The sequence below is a fragment of the Massilia brevitalea genome (genome assembly GCF_030711405.1).
Classification (GTDB): Bacteria; Pseudomonadota; Gammaproteobacteria; order Burkholderiales; family Burkholderiaceae_D; genus Telluria; species Telluria brevitalea.
Window position 1 is genome coordinate 44,400 of the sequence record NZ_JAULSI010000002.1, and the last position, 22,070, is coordinate 66,469.

Here is a 22,070-nt window from a genome sequence, read left to right on the forward strand (position 1 = left end):
TAATCGTTGCAGCCCTGCAATTGAACTCCCATACGCCCATGACACTCACCGAGCTGAAATACATCGTCGCCGTTGCCCGCGCCAAGCACTTTGGCCATGCCGCCGAATCCTGTTTCGTTGCGCAACCCACCTTGTCGGTGGCCATCAAGAAGCTGGAGGACGAGCTGGGCGTGACGCTGTTCGAGCGCGGCGGCTCCGAGGTCTCGGTGACGCCGGTCGGCGCCCAGATCGTGGCCCAGGCCGAGCGCGTGCTGGAGCAGACCGCGGCGATCAAGGAACTGGCCAAGCAGAACAAGGACCCGCTGGCCGGGCCGATGCGCCTGGGCGTGATCTACACCATCGGGCCGTACCTGCTGCCGCCGCTGGTGAAGAACCTGATCGACAACGTGCCGCAGATGCCGCTCGTGCTGCAGGAGAATTTCACGGTCAAGCTGCTGGAACTGCTGCGCCAGGGCGAGCTCGACGCCGCCATCATGGCCCTGCCCCTGCCCGACCACGGCATGCTGATGCAGACCCTGTACGACGAACCGTTCGTCGTCGCCATGCCGCGCACCCACCCCTGGGCCAAGCGCCGCGAAATCGCTGCCGACGATTTGAAGGCGGAGACCATGCTGCTGCTGGGCAGCGGCCACTGCTTCCGCGACCAGGTACTGGAAGTCTGCCCCGAGATGGCGCGCTTCTCGTCGCCGGGGAACGGCATGCAGCGCACCTTCGAGGGCTCGTCGCTGGAAACGATTCGCCACATGGTAGCCAGCGGCATCGGGCTGACCGTGCTGCCGCGTGCTTCGGTGCGCGACATGGACGACCCGAACGGGATGCTGAGCTTCGTGCCGTTTTCAACGCCGGCGCCGTCGCGGCGCGTGGTGATCGTGTGGCGCAAGAGCTTTACGCGGCGCGCGGCGATCGAGGCGATCGTGAATGCGGTGGCGGAGTGCGATTTGCCGGGGGTGGATATGCTGGCGCTGGATAAGGCAGCGTAAGCTCAGTCGCAATCCCGTAGGGTGGGCACTCGTGCCCACGCGGTGCAACGGTCGCATGTCGAATCCAATGCATCGGTGGCTCAACCGGTGAGACCGCGTGGGCACGAGTGCCCACCCTACTCCCAAGCCAACGCTGTGCTGTTTGATCGGCCAACAATGATCATCGTTCCGCGTGGGCACGGAGTGCCCACCCTACGCCGCTCCGATATCGTTACCGGTGTTTCCATCCCGCGACTCCGGTAAAATCGCTGTCTTGTACACAACAAGACCGCGATTCCATGAACAAGCTGGCGCTTTATTTTCGGCTGGTCCGCGCCGACAAGCCGATCGGTATTCTTCTCCTGCTCTGGCCCACCCTGTGGGCGCTGTGGATGGCGGCCGGCGGCACGCCGCCCTGGCACATCGTGGTGATCTTCGTGCTGGGCACCGCCCTGATGCGCTCGGCCGGCTGCGCCATCAACGACTACGCCGACCGCGACTTCGACCGCCACGTCAAGCGCACCGTCGACCGCCCGGTCACCAGCGGCCGCATCAAGGCCTGGGAAGCGGTGATGGTCGCCGCCGTGCTGGCCATCGTCTCCTTCCTGCTGATCCTGCCGCTCAATACGCTGACCAAGCAGCTGTCCGTGGTGGCCGTGATCGTGGCCGGCACCTACCCCTATTTCAAGCGCTTCTTCGCGATCCCCCAGGCCTACCTCGGCATCGCCTTCGGCTTCGGCATCCCGATGGCCTTTGCCGCCATCCAGGGGCAAGTGCCGGCGCTGGCCTGGTGGCTGCTGGCGGCGAACGTGTTCTGGGCCGTGGCCTACGACACCGAATACGCCATGGTCGACCGCGACGACGACCTGAAGATCGGCATGCGCACCTCGGCCATCACTTTTGGGCGCTACGACGTGGCGGCCGTGATGCTGTGCTACGGCGTGGCGCTGTCGATCGACCTGGTCTGCGGCTGGCTGCTCGGCCTGCGCTGGTGGTTCGTCGGCGGCGTGATCGTGGCGGCCGGCATGGCGCTGTACCACTACACCCTGATCCGGAATCGCGATCGCATGCGCTGCTTTGCCGCCTTCCGCCACAACAATTGGTTGGGTGCGGCCCTTTTTGCCGGTGTCGCGTTAGACTATGCATTAGGATAATATTGTCCGAAATACAAATACCCGTCCTGCCGGCAAGGCAGCGGCCAATCACCCCCTATTACGAGGCTAAAACATGATGGAAAAAATCCCGACCCAGACCGGCGCCCGCGACCAGCTCCTGGCTGACCTGAAGACCGTGATCCTGGACGCGGAAGCCTGGCTGCGCCACGGCGGCTCGCTGACCGGCGAGCAGCTCGAAGCGGCCAAGGCCAAGTTCGAGGGTGCGCTGACCAGCGCCAAGGAAGGCCTGGCGAACCTGGAAGTCATCGAGAAATCGAAAGCGGCTGCCAAAGCGACCGACACCTACGTCAAGGACAATCCCTGGAAAGCCGTGGGCATCGGCGCCGTCGCCGGCGTCGTCCTGGGCATGCTGATCAACCGCCGTTGATGGCGGTCACCGAAACGCTCGGCCGGATCGGCGGCACGTTGCTGGCCATGGTGCGCACGCGCCTGGCGCTGGCGGCCGTCGAGGCGCAGGAGGAAGTGCAGCGCGTGCTGGGCTTTGCGGCCTGGACGCTGTTTGCGGCATTTCTCGGCGCCGGCGCCTTCATGCTCGTCGCCCTGTTCGTGATCGTGCTGTTCTGGGACACGCACCGCCTGCTGGCGATCGGCGGCATGGCCGGTTTGTTCGCCCTGGCGGCGGTGTTGATCCTGGCGCGGGTGCGTGCGGCGTTTGCTGCGCGTCCACCGATGATGGCGGCCACGCTGGCGGAACTGAACAAGGACATCGCCTTCATCAAGGGCACGGGAGCTGCGCATGAACAGTGAAACCACACCGCTGGCGGTACGCCGCGCGCACCTGGTTGCAGAGTGCGCGCAGCAGCGCGGCGACATCGCGTATGAACTCAACCTGCTGAAGGCGCCGGTCGAACGGCTGGGCGGCGTTGGCCAGTCGCTGATGGCCAACCGCAAGGTGCTGCTGGCCGGCGGCGGCGTCGCGCTCGGGATGCTGATCGCGCGGCCGAAGCCGGTGCTGGCCATCGTGGCCACGGGCGTGTCGGCATGGAAGATCGTGCAGAATGTGCTGCCGCGCGTGATGCCGGTGGTGCAGCGGGTGATGCCGCAGGTGATGCCGATTATTCGGGAACGATTCGGTTCGCGGTTTTAGCAAGCGTTGGATCCGCGTGGGCACGAGTGCCCACCCTACGAAAACCATGTTCGCAACCGAAGACATGTAGGGTGGGCCGGGCCGCGCAAGGCACTTGTGCCCACGCGGTACAACGTCTGAACGTTCAAAAACCCGCGCTTAATCCGCCCCCAACTCATCCCCCAACTCGCGCCCGCGCGCCGCTGCCGCTTGCATCGCCGCCATGATGGCCGCCTTCACCCCCGCGTCCTCCATGCTCGTGATGGCCGCATGCGTCGTTCCTCCTTTCGAAGTCACGCGCTGGCGCAGCACTTCCAAAGACTCGCTCGATTGCGCCGCCAGCTCCGCCGCCCCCGCAAACGTGGCCAGCGCCAGCGCCTTGCCCTGCTCCGCATCCAGCCCCATCTCCACGGCCGCCGCCTGCATCGCCTCCAGGAAGTAAAACACATAGGCCGGCCCGCTGCCGGACACCGCCGTCACCGGATCGATCAGCGCCTCGTCGTCCAGCCACACCGTCGCGCCGACCGCGCGCATCACGCTGTCGGCCGCCTCCCGCTGGACCTCGCTCACGCCGGCGGTCGCCACCATGCCGGTGATGCCCATCCCGATCAGCGCCGGCGTGTTCGGCATGGTGCGCACGATGGCATCGTAGCCGCCCAGCCAGCGCGACAAGTCGCTGCTGCGGATGCCCGCCGCAATCGACAGCACCAATGGACCTTTATTCAGCTGCGCCAGTTGCGGCGCCAGCATGGCCGCCACGTCGCGCATCTGCTGCGGCTTCACCGCCAGCACGACCACGTCGCAGGCGCCCACGGCAGCGTCGATCGACGTCGCGGTGCTGGCGCCGAACTGCGACGCCATCTTCTCCAGCGCATCCGCATTCGGATCGACCACGTGCACCTGCGCGCCCGCGCCCAGCTCCTTGACCAGCCCGGCGATCAGCGCCGTGGCCATGTTCCCGCCGCCGATGAAAGCGATCTTCATTCCGAGTCCTTGTGATAAGTTCGTGTGCCAAAAATGGCGCTGCCGACGCGCACGATGGTGGCGCCTTCCAGGATCGCCGATTGCATGTCGTCCGACATCCCCATCGACAGCGTGTCGATTATCAAGCCGTCCGCGCGCAGGGCCTCGCCCAGCTTGCGCAGCCGGGCAAAGGCCGCGCGCTGCAGGGCCGGGTCGGTTTGTGGTTCCGGGATCGCCATCAGCCCGCGCAGGCGCAGCTTGGGCAGGGCCGCGACCTTGGCTGCCAACTCGGGCAGTTCGTCGGGCGTGGCGCCGCTCTTGGTGGCTTCGCCGCTGATGTTCACCTGCAGGCAGATGTTCAACGGACCCAGCTCCGGCGGACGCTGTTCCGACAGGCGCTGCGCGATCTTCAGGCGGTCGACCGTGTGCACCCAGCTGAAACTGGTGGCGATCGGTCTTGTCTTGTTGCTCTGTATCGGGCCGATGAAATGCCATTCGACCGGCGTATCTGGTTGCGCGCGCGCCACGGCGGCGATTTTTTCCACGCCTTCCTGCAGGTAGTTTTCGCCAAAGGCGTGTTGGCCGGCGGCGATGGCTTCGAGCACTGCTTCCGCCGGAAACGTCTTCGAAACAGCGAGCAACTGAACCATGGAACGGACCCGGTTGGCGTCCTTGACGGCGGCGGCGATTGTCGCTTCGACAGCTTGCAAGTTATCGGCGATTGTGACCATAATCGTTTTCTGTGGGCAATATTCAGGACATGCGAGAACGCTGGCCGAAGCTGCGCCCTTCACGGCACTGGGATTATAAATGGACATCTCCGAATTACTCGCCTTCTCGGTCAAGAACAAAGCCTCCGACCTGCACCTCTCCGCCGGCCTGCCGCCGATGATCCGCGTCCATGGCGACGTGCGCCGCATTAACTTGCCGCCGCTCGAGCACAAGGACGTGCACGCCATGATCTATGACATCATGAACGACGGCCAGCGCAAGCAGTACGAAGAGGTGCTGGAGTGCGACTTCTCGTTCGCCATTCCCGGCCTGGCGCGCTTCCGCGTCAACGCCTTCAACCAGGAACGCGGCGCCTCGGCCGTGCTGCGTACGATTCCGTCGAAGATCCTGTCGCTGGAAGAACTGAACGCACCGAAGATCTTCGGCGAGCTGGCCCTCAAGCCGCGCGGCCTGGTGCTGGTGACCGGCCCGACCGGCTCGGGCAAGTCGACCACGCTGGCCGCGATGGTGAACCACCTGAACGAAAACGAATACGGCCACATCCTCACCATCGAGGACCCGATCGAGTTCGTGCACGAATCGAAGAAGTGCCTGATCAACCAGCGCGAAGTCGGCCCGCACACCCTTTCCTTCAACAACGCGCTGCGCTCGGCCCTGCGCGAAGACCCGGACGCCATTCTCGTCGGCGAACTGCGCGACCTCGAGACGATCCGTCTCGCTTTGTCCGCCGCCGAAACCGGCCACCTGGTGTTCGGCACCCTGCACACTTCGTCGGCTGCGAAAACCATCGACCGTATCGTCGACGTCTTCCCGGCCGAAGAAAAAGAGATGGTGCGCGCGATGCTGTCGGAGTCCCTGCAGGCCGTGATTTCGCAGACGCTGCTGAAAACCAAGGACGGCTCGGGCCGCGTGGCCGCACACGAGATCATGCTCGGCACGCCGGCGATCCGTAACCTGATCCGCGAAGCCAAGATCGCCCAGATGTATTCGAGCATCCAGACCGGCAGCAACGTCGGCATGCAGACCCTGGACCAGAACCTGACCGACCTGGTGCGCCGGAATATCATCTCCAGCAGCGCCGCGCGCTTCGCCGCGAAAATTCCAGAAAACTTCCCGGGTTAAAAAATGGAACGCGACCAGGCTTCAAAATTCATGTTCGACCTGCTGCGCCTGATGGTCAGCAAGGGCGGCTCCGACCTCTTCATCACCGCCGGTTTCCCACCTGCGGTCAAGATCGACGGCCGCATGACGCCGGTCTCCAGCCAGCCGCTGACGGCTGCGCACACGGCCGACCTGGCGCGTTCGATCATGAACGACAAGCAGACCGCCGGCTTCGAACTGACCCGCGAAGCGAATTTCGCGATCAGCCCGGGCGACCTGGGACGCTTCCGCGTCTCGGCCTTTGTGCAGATGAGCAGTGTCGGCATGGTGCTGCGGACCATCACCACGCAGATCCCGAAGTTCGAGGACCTGGGCCTGCCCGCCGTGCTAAAGGAGGTCATCATGGCCAAGCGCGGCCTGGTGATCATGGTCGGCGCCACCGGCTCGGGTAAGTCGACGACGCTGGCGGCGATGGTCGGCTACCGCAACGAGAACAGCTACGGCCACATCATCACCATCGAGGACCCGGTCGAATTCGTCCACCCGCACCGCAACTGCGTGATCACGCAACGCGAAGTGGGCGTGGATACCGACAGCTTCGAGGCGGCCCTGAAGAACTCCCTGCGCCAGGCGCCGGACGTGATCCAGATCGGCGAAATCCGCGACCGCGAGACCATGGAACACGCGATCGCCTTTGCCGAAACCGGCCACCTGTGCCTGGCCACCCTGCACGCCAACAGCGCCAACCAGGCGCTCGACCGCATCATCAACTTCTTCCCCGAAGAGCGGCGCCAGCAGTTGCTGATGGACTTGTCGCTGAACCTGCGCGGCCTGGTGTCGCAGCGCCTGATCCCGAAGAAGGAGGACAAGGGGCGCGTGGTGGCGATGGAAATCATGCTGAACTCGCCGCTGATCTCGGACCTGGTCTTCAAGGGCGAAGTCCACGAGATCAAGGAAATCATGAAGAAGTCGCGCGAGCTGGGCATGCAGACCTTCGACCAGGCGCTGTTCGATCTCTACGAGCTCGACAAGATTTCGTATGAGGACGCGCTGCGCAATGCGGACTCGGTGAACGACCTGCGCCTGACCATCAAGCTCAACTCCAAGCACGCGAAGAACCGCGATTTCTCGGCCGGGACCGAGCACCTCGGGCTGGTGTAACGGCCACGAACGTTGACGACGTAGGGTGGGCGCCCCGTGCCCACGCGTGACACGTGCATGTTGTTGGCGCAAAAACCAGGCCGACAATGTTCGGAGTTCACGCGTGGGCACGGAGCGCCCACCCTACGCGGCTGAATGTATTGGTATCATCAGCACATGAACGTTTTCGACTACTCCGCCACTGCCCTCGACGGCACGCCCCTAGACCTGTCGCGCTACCGCGGCAAGGTGCTCCTGATCGTCAACACCGCCAGCGCCTGCGGCTTCACGCCGCAGTACAAGGGCCTGGAAGCGGTCTACCGCCAGTTCCAGGCGCGCGGCGCCGAAGTGCTGGGCTTCCCCTGCAACCAGTTCGGCCGACAGGAACGGGGCAGCGAAGCCGAGATCGGCGCGTTTTGCGAGAAGAACTTCGGCGTCAGCTTCCCGCTGTTTGCCAAGATCGACGTCAACGGCGCCGAGACCCATCCCCTGTTCCGCTACCTGAAGCAGGCCGCGCCCGGCGTGCTCGGCACCGAGCGCATCAAGTGGAACTTCACCAAGTTCCTGGTAAACCGCGACGGCGAAGTGGTCAAGCGCTATGCGCCGCAAACGAAACCGGAAGCCATCGCGGCCGACATCGAAAAGCTGCTCGCCAACTGACCGACGCCGGCCCGAGAATCAGCGCCGCTCGAACCACGCCATGAAGGCGTCGTATTCCTTGTGCGCCTTAGCAGCTATGGCATAAGTAGGGTGGGCACTCCGTGCCCACGCGGTACGTGCGTGTCCGTAGTCCGCGCCTGTGAGATATCGCCCGCAAAGCATGCGACGGCCACGGGCCGCGCTTGGCGTTTCGAGCGGCACCTCACAGCCAACGCAAAAAGGCCACGCACGTAACCGCGTGGGCACGGAGTGCCCACCCTACGATTATGGCCGCAGGCCACACGAAGGCCGCAGGCCCTGTTGAAGGGGCTGCATGCCCCTTACCCCTCAACGCGCCGGCGAAAACCGGATCGCCTGCCCGCCACCCGGCGCCAGCTGCAGCTGCAACACGTCCTTCGCCGTCACGTTACGCTTCTCGACCACCAGGTCGAAGCGGCGCTCGCTGCGGTAGTCGGCGGCGTCGCCGTCGCGGTAGATCTCGGCCACGTAGGTCTTGCCTGCATCGAGGAAGGTCAAGGGCAGCGCCAGCGCGCGCTTCTCGCCGTCGGTCACCGCGCCCACGTACCAGTCCTGCGAGTTGCGGTCCTTGCGTGCGATGGTCGCGTATTCGCCCACGGCGCCGTCCAGCACACGGGTGTCGGCCCAGTCGGTCGGCACATCGCGGATGAACTTGAACGCCGCCGCGTACTTCTCGTAGTTTTCCGGCAGGTCGGCCGCCATGGCGATCGGCGAGTAGATCACGACGAAGTTGGCCAGCTGCTTGGCCTGGGTCGAGTTGAAGACCTTGCCCTCCGCGCCTACCAAGCTCAGGACGCCCGGCGTGTAGTCCATCGGGCCGCTCAGCATGCGCGTGAAGACCAGCTTGGCTTCGTGGTCGACGGCGTTCGGCGGGTTGCCCCAGGCGTTGTACTCGACGCCGCGGGCGCCTTCGCGCGAGACCCAGTTCGGGTAAGTGCGGCGCAGGCCGGTGTCTTTCACCGGTTCGTGGGTGTCGACCGCGATGCGGTATTTCGCCGCTTCGGTGACGGCCTTCAGGAAGTGGCGCACGCCCAGCTGCGAATCATAGTGTCCGTAGCGCAGCTTGCCGTCCTCGCCCATGAACTGCATGGAACCGGCTTCGTGCACATAGCCCGACTTGACGCTGTCGACGCCATGCTTGGCATACAGCTGATACGCCGCATCCATCTGCTTTTCGTAGGCCGGCAGGTTGCCGCCGGTCTCGTGGTGCCCGATCAGGCGCACGCCCTTGGTCTTGGCGTACGCGGCCAGGCCCGGCAAGTCGAAGTCGGGATACGACTCGGTGAAGCTGAAGTCGGCGCCGCCATGGCCCCAGTCGCTTTCCCAGCCCTTGTTCCAGCCCTCGACCAGCACGCCGCGGAAGCCATACTTGGCCGCGAAGTCGATGAAGCGCCTGGTGTTGGCGTTGTTCGCCGCATGCTTGGGACCGGCGTTCCAGGTGCCCGACTGCAGGTGCATCTCCCACCACACGCCGACGAATTTCGAGGGCTTGACCCAGGACACATCGCCCAGTTTATTTGGCTCGTTCAGGTTCAGGACCAGGTCCGACATGTACAGGCCAGCCGCGTTGTCGGCGATCTGCATGGTGCGCCATGGCGTGGTGAAGGCGCCGTGGCGCACGACCGCCGGGCCGTTCGGCGAGGCCACCAGTTGCGCGCGCAGCTTCTGGCCATCGACCTTGCGCAGCCACATCGAGGCGTAGTCGACCAGGGCCGCTTCGTGGAAGGCGATGTGGGTGCCGTCGTCCAGGCGCACGGTCAGCGGGGTGTTGGCGGTGCCGATCTCGGACAGTGGCGAGGTGCGGATTTCTTCTTCCAGGCCCGGCAGCTCGCCGGCCGGGATCCACCAGGCGGTGCCCTTCTGGGCGACGGCGAATTCGGTCAGCTCGTCGATGATCTCGGTGTCGCGCAGTTGTGGCTGGTCCGGGAATTCGTAGCGGAAGCCGATGCCATCGTCATAGATGCGGAACACGATGGCCAGGCGGCGGTTGCCGCGGTTCTTTTGCTCGACCTCGACGCGCAGTTCACGGTAATGGTTGCGCACAAATTGGCGCTCGCCCCAGGGTTGCTCCCAGGTCGAGTCGTGCAGCGTGGCCGATTGCTTGAGCAGGGAGAAGCCGCCATCGAGTTTCGGCGCATTCGCCAGGTTGAAGCCCAGGCGCGACAGGCCGATGACCTGCTTGCCCTTGCGTTTCACCGCATAGCCGAGCTTGCCGCCATTCTCGATCTGGACTTCGACATCGAGCACCTGGCCCGGCGACGCAGCTTTGGCGATGACTTGTTGGGCCCAGGCGTTGACGCTGAGTGCGAAAGTTGCCGCCAGAATGGCGGCGCTGCGGCGAAGCTGCATCGGTAGTCTCCTTGTCTTCTCTTCCGGCCGGAAGTAGCAAAACTACGCTATCTTCCAGAGTATTTAGGGAATGATAAGACAAATAGTGTAATTCGACTACCAATGGATGAGTTGTCGCCGCAGCGGTGCATACCTAGGCCATGCCGGCGGTGGCGCTGCGCGGCAAGTGCTGGCGAATCCAGTGCGTGGTATCGGCCAGCACGTCTTCCTTGCCGTAATCGTTGAGCAGGTCGTGGTAATGGCCCTCGTACATCTTGAGGGTCTTGTCGGGGGAGCCGGCGTGTTCATAGAAAAACTGGCTGCCTGCCGGCACGGTGGCCTTGTCGACGGTGCCGTGCATGATGAAGACCGGCAGCGTGATCTGGTCGAAGGATTTCTTCAGGCGGTCGTCGGCGCGCACCAGCGCCGCCACGGTGCTGGCTGGCTGTATTTCCCCGGCAATTAGCGGATCGCTGTTTAGCGCGCGCACCGCTTCCGGATCGCGCGAAAAATCCTCGTTGCGCAGCTTCAGCACGCCCAGGTGCGGGGCGATATGGCTCAGGCCCTTGATGACCGACAACGCGATGTCGGGCGCCGGCACCTTGAAGGCAAAGCTTTCGCAGATGAAGCCGTCGAGCTCGGCCTGGTGCTCCAGCGTATAGACGCAGGACACCACGCCGCCCGCCGAGTGACCGAGCAGGAACACGGCCAGGCCGGCTTCGCGCGTCTTGGCCAGGTCGACCAGGGTCGCCAGGTCGCCCACGTATTCCTCGATGTCCTCGACATAGAAGCGCTCGCCGCTCGACTTGCCGCGCCCGCGCAGGTCGAGCGCGTAGACCACGAAGCCGCTTTCGGCCAGCTGGCGCGCCGTCCATTCGTATTGGCCGCTATGGGAATTGACGCCGTGGCAGATCAGCACCAGGGCGCTGGGCGGGCCGGGCGGATGCCAGCTGCGGAAGAAGATCTGGTTGCCGTCCTTGCCGTTAACGGTCTCTTCGCTCGACTCGATAGCCATGACAACGCCCTCCTGAAGGTAAGAGCGGCGCGTGCCGCCGGACCCTCAGGGTAAACCGATATTGTGCGCCTGCCGCAAGCCTGCGCGTGATGCCTGATGTAGCGCAACGAATAGTGATTCAATGCGGCGATTCAAGGCGGCGCTTCGACATAGCGGTTCAGTTCGGGACAGGAACGGCAAAAAAGCCCGCCGAAGCGGGCTCCTTCCTGGCGAACAGGATTATTGCCGGGTGGTCGGCGTTGCCGGGGTCGGTGCGGCCTGGGTATCGACCGGGGTCATCGGGCTGGTCGGCGGCACGGTCGACGCCGGCGCTGGCGCCAGGCCGGTTTCGGTCGGCGCGGTGGTTGGCGGCGTCATTGGCGCCGGCGAGGTCAGCGGGGCCGAGCTTGGGGTTGGCGCCATGTCGCTGCCGGCCTGGGTGCTTGCGCCGGTCGCGCTCGAACCGGTGGCGGTGCTGGCCGGGCCGGTCGTGGCCGTGTTGTCGGTCTGGGTCGTGCCCGAGGCCGTTGCGTTGCCGCTATCGGACTTGGCGCTGTCCTTGTGCGCCGCGTGCTTCGGCTTCGACTGTTTCTCGGCCTTGGCCTGCTTGTCCGATTTGACCTGCTTCTCGGATTTCTTGGTGGCCTGGGTATCGGCCTGGGCAACCACGGTGTTGTCCTTGGCATCGGCCTTGATCGTCGATTTCACGTCCTTGTTGTCCACCAACACGGCGGTCCTTGCATCCATTTTCTCTGCGTTGACTTTCGCAACAGGCGTGGCTGGCGATTGGGCAAAGGCAGCGCTTGCGAACAGACCAGCGATCAGGGTAGCGATGGTTTTTTTCATGATGCAACTCCTCTTGGTAGTTTGTCGGTTGACGTTGATTGTCACTCCACCAAGAACGGCGTGGCGCACGGGACTGTTGACAGCTTTAACATTCGCTTACAACGCTGGCATTTGCTTACATGTCGTGCAATGCCTGTTGACGGACAACACCCCTGCCCTCTACGTCACGTTCAGGCCCATCTCGCGCACCAGCGCGGCAGCCTGGCGCGGCGAAATCGTCGCGCCCAGGAACAGTTTTGCGTTCAGCAGCTTGAGCCCACCCAGGTCGGCCTCGCGCAGGTCGGCGCCTTCGAAGCGAGTGTCCTTGATGTGGGCGTCGCGCAGGCTGCCGCCCTCGAACACGGCATCGCGGAAGTCGCAGCCCGACAAATCGGCGTCGGCAAAGTCCAGGCCGACAAGCTTCATCTTGCGGAAAGACATGCGGCGCAGGTCGGCGCCAACCAGCAGCGTGTCCTCGAAAGCGAGGCCGAGGTAGCTCGCTTCCTCGAAGTTGGCGCCGGTGAGTTTGCAACTGCGATAGCTGGCCGACGCCAGTTTTGCACGGCGCCAGCTGCTGTTATTCAGGTCGCATGAAGCGAAGCGGGCGTCGACCAGGTCGGCGGATTCGAAATCGGCATGCCCGGCGCGGCAGCGCTGCCATTGCGTATGCGCCAGGTTGGCGGCATACAAGGAGGTCTCGCCCAGCTGGCAGTGGCGAAACACCGCTTCCTGCAGGTTCAGGCGCGACAGGTCGGCGCCGGAAAAATCGCATTCTTCGAAGACGAGGATGGCGCCGTCGAGCAGGAGTTGCTCGACACGGGCGCGGTCCGGCGTTTCGCCGGTGACGGTGATGGTTGATCGTGACATGAAGCGCGCGGCATGGCTGGCGGTTGCTGGAACCCGGCAGCATACACGCTCGCCGGGCGTGCCGGAACGGCGTTTGAAGCGGCGCTCTACTTAACGCGTTTCGATGTGGGCCGTGCCGTGGATCACGCAGGCGCGGTTCACATCCTCGAGGAAGCGGATCGCCTCGCCCATCGACAGGCTGGACGGGATCAGGCGCGCCAGCGCGGCTTCTTCGCCGATGCGGTCGAGGCCATAGGCGATGCGGCGCGATACGTCGCGTGCCGGCTGGCCGTCGCTGTTGTAGAGCGCGTCATAGACGCCGACTTCTTCCCACAGGGGCACGAAGCCGGGGCTGGTGGAATCCTCGAACACGATGGCGGGCGCGGCGCCGCCCTCTTCGCGCACGAGACGGAATACAAAACTCATCGCTGTCCCTGGTGAATCATGGATGGGGACGCATGCTAGCACGAAAAAAAAGACCAGGCCGGAGCCTGGTCTTTCGTCAAACCGGCTGTTTCAGCCGATCAGAAGGTGTAGCTTGCTGCCACGCCGAGAGTACGCAGTTGCGGCGAGGTGGTGGCCCAGCCTTCGCGGTAAGCGATCGGACGCGCTTCGTTGAACACGTTGTAGACATACAGGTTCAGCTTGACGTTCGGGATGCCCGAGTAGGTCAGGTTGTAGTCCACGGTGGTGTTGTGGTCGACGCGCTGGCAATCGCCCATGTCGGCCGCCTTGACGCCGTTGGTCGCGCACCAGGTCGGCGACAGCAGGCTGTTGTTGCTATAGCCGCTGACGTAGTTCCAGGTGATGCCGTTGTCGAAGTCGCCCTTCTTCACGTACATGCGGGCCTTGACCGACATGCGCGAACCGAAGTCGTAGGTACCGACGACGTTTGGCTCATACGCGCCATCGCCGACGCTGTAGCTCTGGTATTTCAGCACGTAGCTGCCGTCCAGCTTCAGGCGCCAGTCCATGCCCGAGAACTTGAAGCGGCCCGATGCGTCGAAGTCGATGCCCGACACACGGGTACGGCCGCTGTTGACGTACGGGTTGTAGACCATGCCCAACTGGCCGACGTTACCGTAGGTGAGGGTGTTGGTCGGGTTGTACTTGCGTACCAGGTCCAGGAACTGATTGTCGGCGACGCTGTTGTCGACACGGATCAGCTGGCCTTCCGGCAGGTCGGCTTCGCCGCGCAGGATGTCGGTGACCGAACGGGTACCGATTTCGTTGCGGCGCTCGATGAAGTAGTAATCGATTGCCGTGGTCCAGTTCTTGATCGGCTCCCACACCAGGCCCGCGGTCAGCGAACGCGAGGTTTCCGGCTTCAGGTCCGGGTTCGACGACACGAAGCTTGGCAGGTTGGCCGAGCACTCCGAGCTGCGGAACGAGTTGCCCTGCGTTTTGTCGGAAGCGGTCGCGCCAGGCGCGTTCTGGATCATGTTGTTCAGCGTGGTCGCGATCGGGCAGCGGCGCGGATCGTTGATCAGCGTAGCAACCGAGCTGCGGCCCAGGCCGTTACCGGTCTCGACGACGTTCGGTGCACGGAAGCCGCCGGTTGCGGTGGCGCGCAGCAGCAGGCTGTCGGTGGCGTTCCAGCGCAGGCCGAGCTTCGGCGACAGGTGGGCGTCCGAGTTTTCGCTCTTGTCGGCGCGCACTGCTGCGTCCAGCGAGACGGTCTTGGTCAGCGGCAGGTTGGCTTCGGCGAACACTGCGTACTGGCTGATCGAATCGTCGACCTGCAGGCCGAACACGCCGATCAGTTCGCCGCGCAGGACGTTCTCCGAGCTCTTCATCCAATAGGCGTTCTTGCGGATGTCGGTACCGAATGCCACTTGCACAGGACCAGCCGGCAGTTGTGCCACGGTGCCGGTGATGCTGGCATCGAAGAACTTGATGTCGGCTTCGCCTTCGGTGGTACGGACCGGGAACATCGAGTCGAGCAGCGCGTAGTCGTTCTGCTGGCCGAACTTGTAGGTGCCGTTGCGGACGGCGTTGGTGTAGCCGGTGGCGCTGGCGCTACGGGTTGCCTTGGTTGCCGAGGACTTCATCCAGCCGCCGGCAGCATTCCAGTCCCAGTCGGCCACGGTGCCGCTCAGGGTCAGCATCACGCGGTGCTGGTCCGATTCGGTGCGGTTGAAGTTGAAGCCATTGCCGGTGTCCATCAGGCGGGTGCGGTATTCGATTGCCTGGTTGTACGGGTTGCTGGCGTGGCCAACCGGCAGTTTCGGATACGAGAACGGACCGACCATCTTGCCTTCGCGCACGTTGTACCAGATGCTCGTGCCGCTGGTCGGCTGCAGGGCGAATGGCGCCACGATGTACTCGCTGGTCGCGCCAGCCGTGGTGATCTCGAAGTTGGCGTCGATGTCCTTGCCGATGCGGAAGTGCGTGTTGCTGGCAATCGCGTGGCGTTTATTATCGGTGGTCAGGCCAGTGTATGGCGCCGGATCCCACTTGCACAGGTTCTTGTCGGCACGGTCGATGCTGCCTTCAGGGCAGCCCGGCGCCGGACGGATGTCGCTGGAGCTGAAGAAGTAGTTACCGGTCGGCGAGTAGGTGCTCAGCGCATCATAGGTCGAACGGCCCGGGGTTTTGCGGTGCCACGCCGGGTAGTATTCCTTCAGGTCGTCCTGGGAATAACCGTCGCGCTTGTAGGTTTCGGCGGTGATGTAGGTGTTGAAACCGTTCTCGTCGATGTCGCCGAAGCCGACGATGGCCGACAGGTTGCGGCTGCGGTTGTCCTTGAAGTGCTGGCCTTCCTGGTAGCCGCCACGGATCTTGGCGCCCTGGAAGTCCTTGCGCAGGATGATGTTGACCACGCCGGCGATCGCGTCGGAGCCGTAGCGTGCCGATGCGCCTTCCTTCAGGATCTCGATGCGCTCGATGGCGTCGCTGGCGATCGCGTCCAGGTTGGTGAAGTTTTCTTGTGCGCCGTCGGCCAGGCCGTACTGCGCGATGCGGCGGCCATTGACCAGCACCAGGGTGCTGACCTTGCCCAGGCCGCGCATGCTGACGCCCGATGCGCCGGTCGCGAAGCTGCCCGAGCTGGAGGTCGCCGAGTTCAGGCTGGTATCGATGGAAGCGGTGCTGGTCAGGATGCCCAGGGCCGTCATCTGGCCGGTTTTCTCGATGTCGTCGCGGTTCAGGATCTGGACCGAGCCGGCGGCTTCCGCTTCGGTACGCTTGATGCTCGAACCGGTCACGACCACGCGCTGCATCTGGGCAGCAGGTTCAGCCGACGTTGCCGCTTGTTGCGCAACAGCGAAGGCAGGGAAAGCCATGGTCAGGGCAACGGCAATGGCGCTTTTGTTCAAAGTACTTTTATGCTTCACAACGACTCCAGGTGTTAAACTTATTTTAATATTCCACCCCAACAGCAGGCCGCGTACTACGGTCCAGGGTGAAGGGGCGCATAAACACTTTTGCATAACATTGCCGCGCCGCAAAGGATTAACGATGAGTTTTTCAGTTGGCAGTCAAATAAGCGTACTTTTGTCGCTTATTTGATACATTCTGTTACTGTTCGAAACCCCAGTTCTACACCAACCGTCACATATTCGTTTTGCGCAGATGTTTATGCGGTTTTATTGCGAAATGTCGAGTCGACGAGAGTGGATTTGTACATACAACATCCGGCATTCGCCTTATCGAATGTTTCGGGAGGATGACAAAGACCAGTAGCGGCAACAAGAAGGCGCAGCCGATATCTGCCTGTCTGGCAGACCGGCTGGCCAAAAAGGAAAGAATGACGGCTGTCAGGCAGCCGCTGGGGGCGTGGCCAGTAGCCGGTCCAGCAGCTCGATCCAGTGCGACACGGGTGTGCCGGTACCGGCCTGCAGGTGGCTCACGCAGCCGATATTCGCCGACACGATTTCAGGCGCGCCGGTCGCCTCGAGGTTGGCCAGCTTGCGGTTCCTGAGTTCGTGCGCGATTTCGGGATGCAGCACCGAATAAGTGCCGGCCGAGCCGCAGCAGAGGTGGCTGTCGGCGCACAGCGCCACGTCGATGCCGGCGGCGCGCAGCACGCCTTCCACCTTGCCGCGGATCTGCTGGCCGTGCTGCAGCGTGCAGGGCGGATGGAAAGCCACGCGCCGCCCGTCCCGCCCGTTTACCCCCTGCTTCACCTGCAGCGCCAGCTGCGCCTCGAACTGGGGCAGGATCTCGGCCAGGTCGCGCGTCAGCAGCGAGATGCGTGCCGCTTTCGCCGCATAGGCCGGATCCTGGGCCAGCAGGTGGCCATACTCCTTGACCGTCACGCCGCAGCCCGAGGCCGTCATCACGATCGCCTCCACCTGCTCGACATACGGCCACCAGGCGTCGATATTCCGGCGCATGTCGTCCAGCCCGCCCGCCTGGTCGTTCATGTGGTAGCGCACCGCGCCGCAGCAGCCGGCCTTGGGCGCCACGAACAGCTGCACGCCAACTGCGTCGAGCACGCGCGCGGCGGCGGCATTGATGTTCGGCGCCATGGCCGGCTGCACGCAGCCGCCAAGTACCAGCATCTTGCGGGCGTGGCTGCGCGTGGGCCAGCGCCCTGCGGCAGGCGCCGGCTGCAGCTTGTCCTGCAGGTTTTTTGAAAGCAGCGGCCGCGCCAGCGATCCGGTGCGGTGCGCCAGCTTGAACAGGCCGGTACGCGGCAGGAACTCCTTCAGGGTGTGGCGCTTGAGGCGGTTGCCCAGCGTGCGCGGCACGCGTTCTTCCACCACGCGGCGGCCGATATCGACCAGGCGGCCGTACTTCACGCCCGACGGACAGGTCGATTCGCAGTTGCGGCAGGTGAGGCAGCGGTCCAGGTGCAGCTGGGTCTTGCGCGTGGCCTCCGCCCCTTCCAGCACCTGCTTGATCAGGTAGATGCGCCCGCGCGGGCCATCGAGTTCGTCGCCCAGCAGCTGGTAGGTGGGACAGGTGGCGGTGCAAAAGCCGCAATGCACGCAGGCGCGCAGGATGGCTTCGGCCTCGTCGCCATCCGGCGTGCCCTTGATGAAATCGGCGAGATTGGTTTGCATGGTCTAGTACATCCGTCCCGGATTGAAGATGTGCGCAGGGTCGAAGGACGCCTTCAGGCGCTCGTGGATACGCGCCACGGCCGGCGCCAGCGGCTGGAACACGCCGACATGCTTGTCGCCGCCGCGGAACAGGGTGGCGTGGCCGCCGGCGGCTTTCACGGTGGCGCGGATGGCTTGAGCCGCTTCGCTGCCTGCCCGCAGCCAGCGCTGCGCCCCGCCCCACTCGATCAGCTGTTCGCCCTTCAAGACGACCGCGCCCGTGGTGGACGGCAGCGACAGGCGCCACAGCGCCGCGTCGCCATCCCCATCACCCGCGAAAAAGGCCTGCTGCTGCTCGCGCAGCGACGCCCAGAAGGCCGCGCAGTCGGGCATCACCTGCCCGCCCAGCGAGCGTACCGCCGCATCCACCGCTGCCTGGGCGCCGGACAGCCTCAGCGCCAGCACGCCGGCGTGCCAGCAGCTGGCGGACAGCGGCAGCGGCTGGCCGCCCCACTCGTTGAGCTTGCGAATCGCTTCGATCTCGCCGATCTCGAAGCGCAGCGTGGTCTCGGCAAAGGGACGCGGCAGCACCTTGACCGAGGCCTCGGTGATCAGCCCGAGCGTGCCGAGCGACCCGGCCAGCAGGCGCGAGACATCGTAGCCGGCCACGTTCTTCATCACCTGGCCGCCAAAGCGCAGCAGGTCGCCTTTCCCGTCCAGCAGTTGGGCGCCGAGCACGAAGTCGCGCAGGGCGCCGCCGTTGGCGCGGCGCGGGCCAGACAATCCCGCAGCGATCGCGCCGCCGAAAGTCGCGCTGTCGCCAAAGTGCGGCGGCTCGAAGGCCAGCATCTGGTTCTGTTCGGCCAGCACGGCCTCGATCTCGGCCAGCGGCGTGCCGCAGCGCGCCGTGATCACCAGCTCGGTCGGCTCGTAGTCGACGACGCCGGTGTGCCCGCGTGTGTCGAGGATCTCGCCCTCGAAGGACTGGCCGTACCAGTCCTTGGTGCCGCCGCCGCGGATGCGCAGTTGGGTCCCGCTTGCCGCGGCCGCGCGCACCTGTTCCCTGAATGTCTCGATCATCTATGTATTCTTAAAAGCGCGGCAAGTCGGGGAAAGGCAGCACGCCGCCGCTCACGCGCATCTTGCCGAATTCGGCGCAGCGGTGCGGGGTGGGAATCGCCTTGTCCGGGTTGAGCAGCATCGGCGCGTCGAACGCGCGCTTCACGGCGAAGAAGGCGTCGAGCTCGAGGCGGCCGAACTGCACGCACATCGAATTGATCTTCTCCATGCCGACCCCGTGTTCGCCGGTGATCGTGCCGCCGACTTCCACGCACAGCGCCAGGATCGCCGCACCGAAGGCTTCCGCACGCTCGAATTCGCCCGGCTTGTTCGCGTCGAACAAAATCAGCGGGTGCAGATTGCCGTCGCCGGCATGGAACACGTTGGCGCAGCGCAGTCCATACGTCGTTTCCATGCCCTCGATCCCGGTCAGCACTTGTGCCAGGTTCTTGCGCGGGATGGTGCCGTCCATGCAGTAGTAGTCCGGCGAGATGCGCCCCGCCGCCGGAAAGGCGTTCTTGCGCCCGGACCAGAAGCGCATGCGCTCTGACTCGGTCTGCGACACGGTAATCGCGCTGGCGCCGGCCGCCTGCAGCACCGCCGTCATGCGTTCGATTTCCTCGGCCACCTCCAAAGGCGTGCCGTCGGCCTCGCACAGCAGGATGGCGGCGGCATCGGTGTCGTAGCCGGCGCGCACGAACGGCTCGACCATGCGCGAGGAGGTGCGGTCCATCATTTCCAGCCCGGCCGGGATGATGCCGGCCGCGATCACGCTGGCGACCGCATTGCCGCCGGTGACCACGTCGTCAAAACTGGCCATGATCACCTGCGCCGCGGCCGGCTTGGGCACCAGCTTCACCGTCACCTCGAGGACGATGCCGAGCATGCCTTCCGAGCCGATGAAGACGGCCAGCAGATCCAGGCCCGGTGCATCCAGCGCCTCGCCGCCGAGTTCGATGATGTCGCCGTCGATGGTGGCCACGCGCACGCGCAGCACGTTGTGCACGGTGAGGCCGTATTTCAGGCAGTGCACGCCGCCCGAATTTTCCGCCACGTTGCCGCCGATGGTGCAGGCGATCTGCGAGGACGGGTCGGGCGCGTAGTACAAGCCGTATTGCGCCGCCGCTTCGGAAATCGCCAGGTTGCGCACGCCCGGCTGGACGACGGCGGTGCGTGCGTAGGCGTCGACCTTGACGATGCGGTTCATGCGCGCGGTAGAGACCACCACGCCATCATGAATCGGCAGCGCCCCGCCCGACAGGCCGGTGCCGGCGCCGCGCGGCACGATCGGCACCTTCAATTCACGGCAGACGGCGAGGATGGCCAGCACCTCGGCTTCATTCGCGGGCAGCGTGACGATCATCGGCAGCTGGCGGTAGGCTGCCAGGCCGTCGCATTCGTAGGGACGCGTGTCTTCGGGGTCGTGCAGGACCGCGCGTTCCGGCAGCCTGGCGCGCAGGGCTGCGGCGACCTGCTCACGACGTTCGATAGGTACTTGGAGAGAGGCGGACATGCGGAGGATTGTAAGCACAATCACATCGTTTTGTCGTATCCTCGGGCTATCTTTTTTTATGGTCTGGACATAATCATGGGCAATCGACTTTCTAAAATCGCCACACGCACCGGCGACGACGGCAGCACCGGCCTCGGCGACGGCAGCCGTACCGGCAAGGACAGCGCGCGCATCCACGCGCTGGGCGAAGTCGACGAGCTCAATTCTTTTGTCGGCCTGCTGCTGTGCGAAGACATGCCGCCCGACCTGCGCGAAGAACTGGTCTCGATCCAGCACGACCTGTTCGACCTGGGCGGCGAGCTGTGCATCCCCGGCTACCAGATGATCAAGGACGAACACGTGGCGCGCCTCGACGGCCTGCTCGAAAAATACAATGCCGACCTGCCGATCCTGAAGGAATTCATCCTGCCGGCCGGCTCGCGCGCCGCCTCCACCGCCCACGTGTGCCGCACCGTGTGCCGCCGCGCCGAACGCGCGATCGTCGCGCTGTCGAAAGAGGACACGATCAATCCGCAGCCGCGTCAATACGTGAACCGCCTGTCGGACCTGATGTTCGTACTGGCGCGCGTGCTGAACCGCTTTGCCGGCGGCAGCGACGTGCTGTGGAACCACGAACGCAAGCGCGGCTAAAGGATCGTACGCATGGCGGGCGCCAACGTCTTCAAGCTGCGTTTCTACATGGCCGGCCCGAACTGGCCGACCAATCCTTTCCAGTACCGGGGCAATGGCGCGATCGAGATCGGCCAGGACTTCGTGACCCTGCGCGGCAGCCGCCACCGCTCGTTCCGCATGCCGCTGCGCGAGGAACAGCGCCTGCGCATGGTCGATATCGTCGACGTCTACGCCAGCGGCAGCGACGTCACCTTCACGCTGCTCGGCGTGAAGGAAGACCTGACGATCGGCTTCAGCGTGGCTGACGCGGCCACTGCCGACCGCATCGTCGCCCTGCTGCCCGCGCGCCAGACGCCGGCGCACGCGCAAGCGCACGCCGAGCAGGAGGTCTTCCACGACCGCATCGATTACTGGAGCCCGTCCACGCCGGTGATCTGGGGGCTGCTGGTGGCGAACATCGGCATCTTCGCGCTGATGTGGCTGGCGCGTTACCGTTACCAGACCTTCCTCGACGGGCCGCTGCGCCAGCTGTTCGCGCTCAATCCGGACGTGTCGGCGCTGCTGCAGTCGCAGCAGCTGGTCGAATGGGGCTCGAACTACGGCCGCCTGACCCTGAAGGGCGAATGGTGGCGCCTGTTCACTTCGATGTTCCTGCACGGGAGCATCTGGCACATCGGCTTCAACATGCTGGCGCTGTGGCAGGTGGGGCAAGTCACCGAACGCATCTTCGGTAGCGCGCGCTTCGCCGGGCTGTACGTCCTGGCGGGACTGTCCGGCAGCCTGGCCAGCGTGTTGTGGAACCCCAACGTGAACAGCGTCGGCGCCTCGGGCGCGATCTTCGGCATCATCGGCGGCCTGCTCGCCTTTTTGGGACGCAAGGACAGCGGCGTACCGCCCACGGTGGTGGCGGACCTGCGCGGCTCGATGATTCCCTTCCTGCTGTTCAGTTTGTGGATGGGCTTCATCTATCCGCACACCGACAACGCGGCGCATATCGGCGGCCTGGTTGGCGGCTGGCTGGCGGGGCACCTGCTGGCGCGGTCGATTCATTTGCCGGAGCGCGCATAAGGATTTCGGCCTTCTACATACCT

At 64.5% G+C, this 22,070-nt stretch carries 21 protein-coding genes; 10 read left to right on the forward strand and 11 right to left on the reverse strand.

What is annotated here, in order from left to right; all coding sequences use genetic code 11:
* Positions 1 to 38: 38 nt before the first annotated feature.
* From QWL29_RS01155 to QWL29_RS01175, 5 genes are all read left to right on the forward strand, one after another.
* A complete protein-coding gene (locus QWL29_RS01155; RefSeq protein ID WP_305821056.1) occupies positions 39 to 980 on the forward strand; it encodes a hydrogen peroxide-inducible genes activator in 942 nt (313 codons plus the stop codon).
* 278 nt (positions 981 to 1,258) lie between these two features.
* Entirely contained in the window at positions 1,259 to 2,113 is an 855-nt protein-coding gene (gene ubiA / locus QWL29_RS01160) for a 4-hydroxybenzoate octaprenyltransferase (RefSeq protein ID WP_305821057.1), read from the forward strand.
* A gap of 73 nt (positions 2,114 to 2,186) precedes the next feature.
* The gene (locus QWL29_RS01165) at positions 2,187 to 2,501 is read left to right on the forward strand and encodes an ElaB/YgaM/YqjD family protein (protein ID WP_305821058.1); all 315 of its coding nucleotides are present in this window, start codon (positions 2,187 to 2,189) and stop codon (positions 2,499 to 2,501) included.
* Positions 2,501 to 2,881: a phage holin family protein gene (locus QWL29_RS01170; RefSeq protein ID WP_305821059.1), complete on the forward strand. Its 381-nt coding sequence runs from the start codon at positions 2,501 to 2,503 to the stop codon at positions 2,879 to 2,881. The genes QWL29_RS01165 and QWL29_RS01170 overlap by 1 nt, the downstream gene beginning before the upstream one ends.
* Positions 2,871 to 3,221, forward strand: a complete 351-nt coding sequence (locus QWL29_RS01175; RefSeq protein WP_305821060.1) for a YqjK family protein — start codon at positions 2,871 to 2,873, stop codon at positions 3,219 to 3,221. The genes QWL29_RS01170 and QWL29_RS01175 overlap by 11 nt, the downstream gene beginning before the upstream one ends.
* A 138-nt stretch (positions 3,222 to 3,359) precedes the next feature.
* Here QWL29_RS01175 and proC read toward each other — a convergent pair whose 3' ends face one another.
* Positions 3,360 to 4,184: a pyrroline-5-carboxylate reductase gene (gene proC / locus QWL29_RS01180; protein ID WP_305821061.1), complete on the reverse strand. Its 825-nt coding sequence runs from the start codon at positions 4,182 to 4,184 to the stop codon at positions 3,360 to 3,362.
* On the reverse strand, positions 4,181 to 4,894 hold the full coding sequence (locus tag QWL29_RS01185) for a YggS family pyridoxal phosphate-dependent enzyme (protein ID WP_305821209.1): 714 nt from the start codon (positions 4,892 to 4,894) through the stop codon (positions 4,181 to 4,183). Before QWL29_RS01185 ends, proC begins: the two co-directional genes overlap by 4 nt.
* A gap of 79 nt (positions 4,895 to 4,973) precedes the next feature.
* Here QWL29_RS01185 and QWL29_RS01190 point away from each other — a divergent pair, with 79 nt between their 5' ends.
* The 3 genes from QWL29_RS01190 to QWL29_RS01200 all read left to right on the forward strand — a co-directional run bounded on the left by QWL29_RS01190 (position 4,974) and on the right by QWL29_RS01200 (position 7,796).
* Positions 4,974 to 6,017 (forward strand): type IV pilus twitching motility protein PilT, encoded by a 1,044-nt coding sequence (locus QWL29_RS01190; RefSeq protein ID WP_305821062.1) that lies wholly within the window; start codon positions 4,974 to 4,976, stop codon positions 6,015 to 6,017.
* A gap of 3 nt (positions 6,018 to 6,020) precedes the next feature.
* Positions 6,021 to 7,157, forward strand: coding sequence for a PilT/PilU family type 4a pilus ATPase (locus QWL29_RS01195; RefSeq protein WP_305821063.1), 1,137 nt, complete (start codon positions 6,021 to 6,023; stop codon positions 7,155 to 7,157).
* A gap of 156 nt (positions 7,158 to 7,313) precedes the next feature.
* Positions 7,314 to 7,796, forward strand: coding sequence for a glutathione peroxidase (locus QWL29_RS01200; protein WP_305821064.1), 483 nt, complete (start codon positions 7,314 to 7,316; stop codon positions 7,794 to 7,796).
* A 327-nt stretch (positions 7,797 to 8,123) separates the two neighbouring features.
* Here QWL29_RS01200 and QWL29_RS01205 read toward each other — a convergent pair whose 3' ends face one another.
* The 9 genes from QWL29_RS01205 to QWL29_RS01245 form a co-directional block, all read right to left on the reverse strand.
* On the reverse strand, positions 8,124 to 10,163 hold the full coding sequence (locus tag QWL29_RS01205) for a glycoside hydrolase family 97 protein (RefSeq protein ID WP_305821065.1): 2,040 nt from the start codon (positions 10,161 to 10,163) through the stop codon (positions 8,124 to 8,126).
* A gap of 133 nt (positions 10,164 to 10,296) precedes the next feature.
* Positions 10,297 to 11,157 (reverse strand): alpha/beta hydrolase, encoded by an 861-nt coding sequence (locus QWL29_RS01210; protein ID WP_305821066.1) that lies wholly within the window; start codon positions 11,155 to 11,157, stop codon positions 10,297 to 10,299.
* Positions 11,158 to 11,376: 219 nt separating this feature from the next.
* A complete protein-coding gene (locus QWL29_RS01215) occupies positions 11,377 to 11,982 on the reverse strand; it encodes a hypothetical protein (RefSeq protein ID WP_305821067.1) in 606 nt (201 codons plus the stop codon).
* 159 nt (positions 11,983 to 12,141) lie between these two features.
* The gene (locus tag QWL29_RS01220; RefSeq protein WP_305821068.1) at positions 12,142 to 12,828 is read right to left on the reverse strand and encodes a pentapeptide repeat-containing protein; all 687 of its coding nucleotides are present in this window, start codon (positions 12,826 to 12,828) and stop codon (positions 12,142 to 12,144) included.
* 90 nt (positions 12,829 to 12,918) lie between these two features.
* Entirely contained in the window at positions 12,919 to 13,233 is a 315-nt protein-coding gene (locus tag QWL29_RS01225; RefSeq protein WP_305821069.1) for a hypothetical protein, read from the reverse strand.
* Positions 13,234 to 13,331: 98 nt separating this feature from the next.
* The gene (locus QWL29_RS01230; protein WP_305821070.1) at positions 13,332 to 16,124 is read right to left on the reverse strand and encodes a TonB-dependent receptor plug domain-containing protein; all 2,793 of its coding nucleotides are present in this window, start codon (positions 16,122 to 16,124) and stop codon (positions 13,332 to 13,334) included.
* 441 nt (positions 16,125 to 16,565) lie between these two features.
* Positions 16,566 to 17,816: a glycolate oxidase subunit GlcF gene (gene glcF, locus QWL29_RS01235; protein ID WP_305821071.1), complete on the reverse strand. Its 1,251-nt coding sequence runs from the start codon at positions 17,814 to 17,816 to the stop codon at positions 16,566 to 16,568.
* A 3-nt stretch (positions 17,817 to 17,819) separates the two neighbouring features.
* Positions 17,820 to 18,875: a glycolate oxidase subunit GlcE gene (glcE, locus tag QWL29_RS01240; protein WP_305821072.1), complete on the reverse strand. Its 1,056-nt coding sequence runs from the start codon at positions 18,873 to 18,875 to the stop codon at positions 17,820 to 17,822.
* A gap of 10 nt (positions 18,876 to 18,885) precedes the next feature.
* Positions 18,886 to 20,367: an FAD-linked oxidase C-terminal domain-containing protein gene (locus QWL29_RS01245; RefSeq protein ID WP_305821073.1), complete on the reverse strand. Its 1,482-nt coding sequence runs from the start codon at positions 20,365 to 20,367 to the stop codon at positions 18,886 to 18,888.
* A 75-nt stretch (positions 20,368 to 20,442) separates the two neighbouring features.
* Here QWL29_RS01245 and QWL29_RS01250 point away from each other — a divergent pair, with 75 nt between their 5' ends.
* On the forward strand, positions 20,443 to 20,997 hold the full coding sequence (locus QWL29_RS01250; RefSeq protein WP_305821074.1) for a cob(I)yrinic acid a,c-diamide adenosyltransferase: 555 nt from the start codon (positions 20,443 to 20,445) through the stop codon (positions 20,995 to 20,997).
* A 12-nt stretch (positions 20,998 to 21,009) separates the two neighbouring features.
* Positions 21,010 to 22,047, forward strand: a complete 1,038-nt coding sequence (locus tag QWL29_RS01255) for a rhomboid family intramembrane serine protease (RefSeq protein ID WP_305821075.1) — start codon at positions 21,010 to 21,012, stop codon at positions 22,045 to 22,047.
* Positions 22,048 to 22,070: the final 23 nt, after the last annotated feature.

Excerpts from the sequence above, each read along its gene's own strand:
- QWL29_RS01155 (WP_305821056.1), top strand. The coding sequence starts at position 39 with ATGACACTCACCGAGCTGAAATACATCGTCGCCGTTGCCCGCGCCAAG.
- ubiA (WP_305821057.1), top strand. The coding sequence starts at position 1,259 with ATGAACAAGCTGGCGCTTTATTTTCGGCTGGTCCGCGCCGACAAGCCG.
- QWL29_RS01165 (WP_305821058.1), top strand. The coding sequence starts at position 2,187 with ATGATGGAAAAAATCCCGACCCAGACCGGCGCCCGCGACCAGCTCCTG.
- QWL29_RS01170 (WP_305821059.1), top strand. The coding sequence starts at position 2,501 with ATGGCGGTCACCGAAACGCTCGGCCGGATCGGCGGCACGTTGCTGGCC.
- QWL29_RS01175 (WP_305821060.1), top strand. The coding sequence starts at position 2,871 with ATGAACAGTGAAACCACACCGCTGGCGGTACGCCGCGCGCACCTGGTT.
- proC (WP_305821061.1), bottom strand. The coding sequence starts at position 4,184 with ATGAAGATCGCTTTCATCGGCGGCGGGAACATGGCCACGGCGCTGATC.
- QWL29_RS01185 (WP_305821209.1), bottom strand. The coding sequence starts at position 4,894 with ATGGTCACAATCGCCGATAACTTGCAAGCTGTCGAAGCGACAATCGCC.
- QWL29_RS01190 (WP_305821062.1), top strand. The coding sequence starts at position 4,974 with ATGGACATCTCCGAATTACTCGCCTTCTCGGTCAAGAACAAAGCCTCC.
- QWL29_RS01195 (WP_305821063.1), top strand. The coding sequence starts at position 6,021 with ATGGAACGCGACCAGGCTTCAAAATTCATGTTCGACCTGCTGCGCCTG.
- QWL29_RS01200 (WP_305821064.1), top strand. The coding sequence starts at position 7,314 with ATGAACGTTTTCGACTACTCCGCCACTGCCCTCGACGGCACGCCCCTA.
- QWL29_RS01205 (WP_305821065.1), bottom strand. The coding sequence starts at position 10,163 with ATGCAGCTTCGCCGCAGCGCCGCCATTCTGGCGGCAACTTTCGCACTC.
- QWL29_RS01210 (WP_305821066.1), bottom strand. The coding sequence starts at position 11,157 with ATGGCTATCGAGTCGAGCGAAGAGACCGTTAACGGCAAGGACGGCAAC.
- QWL29_RS01215 (WP_305821067.1), bottom strand. The coding sequence starts at position 11,982 with ATGAAAAAAACCATCGCTACCCTGATCGCTGGTCTGTTCGCAAGCGCT.
- QWL29_RS01220 (WP_305821068.1), bottom strand. The coding sequence starts at position 12,828 with ATGTCACGATCAACCATCACCGTCACCGGCGAAACGCCGGACCGCGCC.
- QWL29_RS01225 (WP_305821069.1), bottom strand. The coding sequence starts at position 13,233 with ATGAGTTTTGTATTCCGTCTCGTGCGCGAAGAGGGCGGCGCCGCGCCC.
- glcF (WP_305821071.1), bottom strand. The coding sequence starts at position 17,816 with ATGCAAACCAATCTCGCCGATTTCATCAAGGGCACGCCGGATGGCGAC.
- glcE (WP_305821072.1), bottom strand. The coding sequence starts at position 18,875 with ATGATCGAGACATTCAGGGAACAGGTGCGCGCGGCCGCGGCAAGCGGG.
- QWL29_RS01245 (WP_305821073.1), bottom strand. The coding sequence starts at position 20,367 with ATGTCCGCCTCTCTCCAAGTACCTATCGAACGTCGTGAGCAGGTCGCC.
- QWL29_RS01250 (WP_305821074.1), top strand. The coding sequence starts at position 20,443 with ATGGGCAATCGACTTTCTAAAATCGCCACACGCACCGGCGACGACGGC.
- QWL29_RS01255 (WP_305821075.1), top strand. The coding sequence starts at position 21,010 with ATGGCGGGCGCCAACGTCTTCAAGCTGCGTTTCTACATGGCCGGCCCG.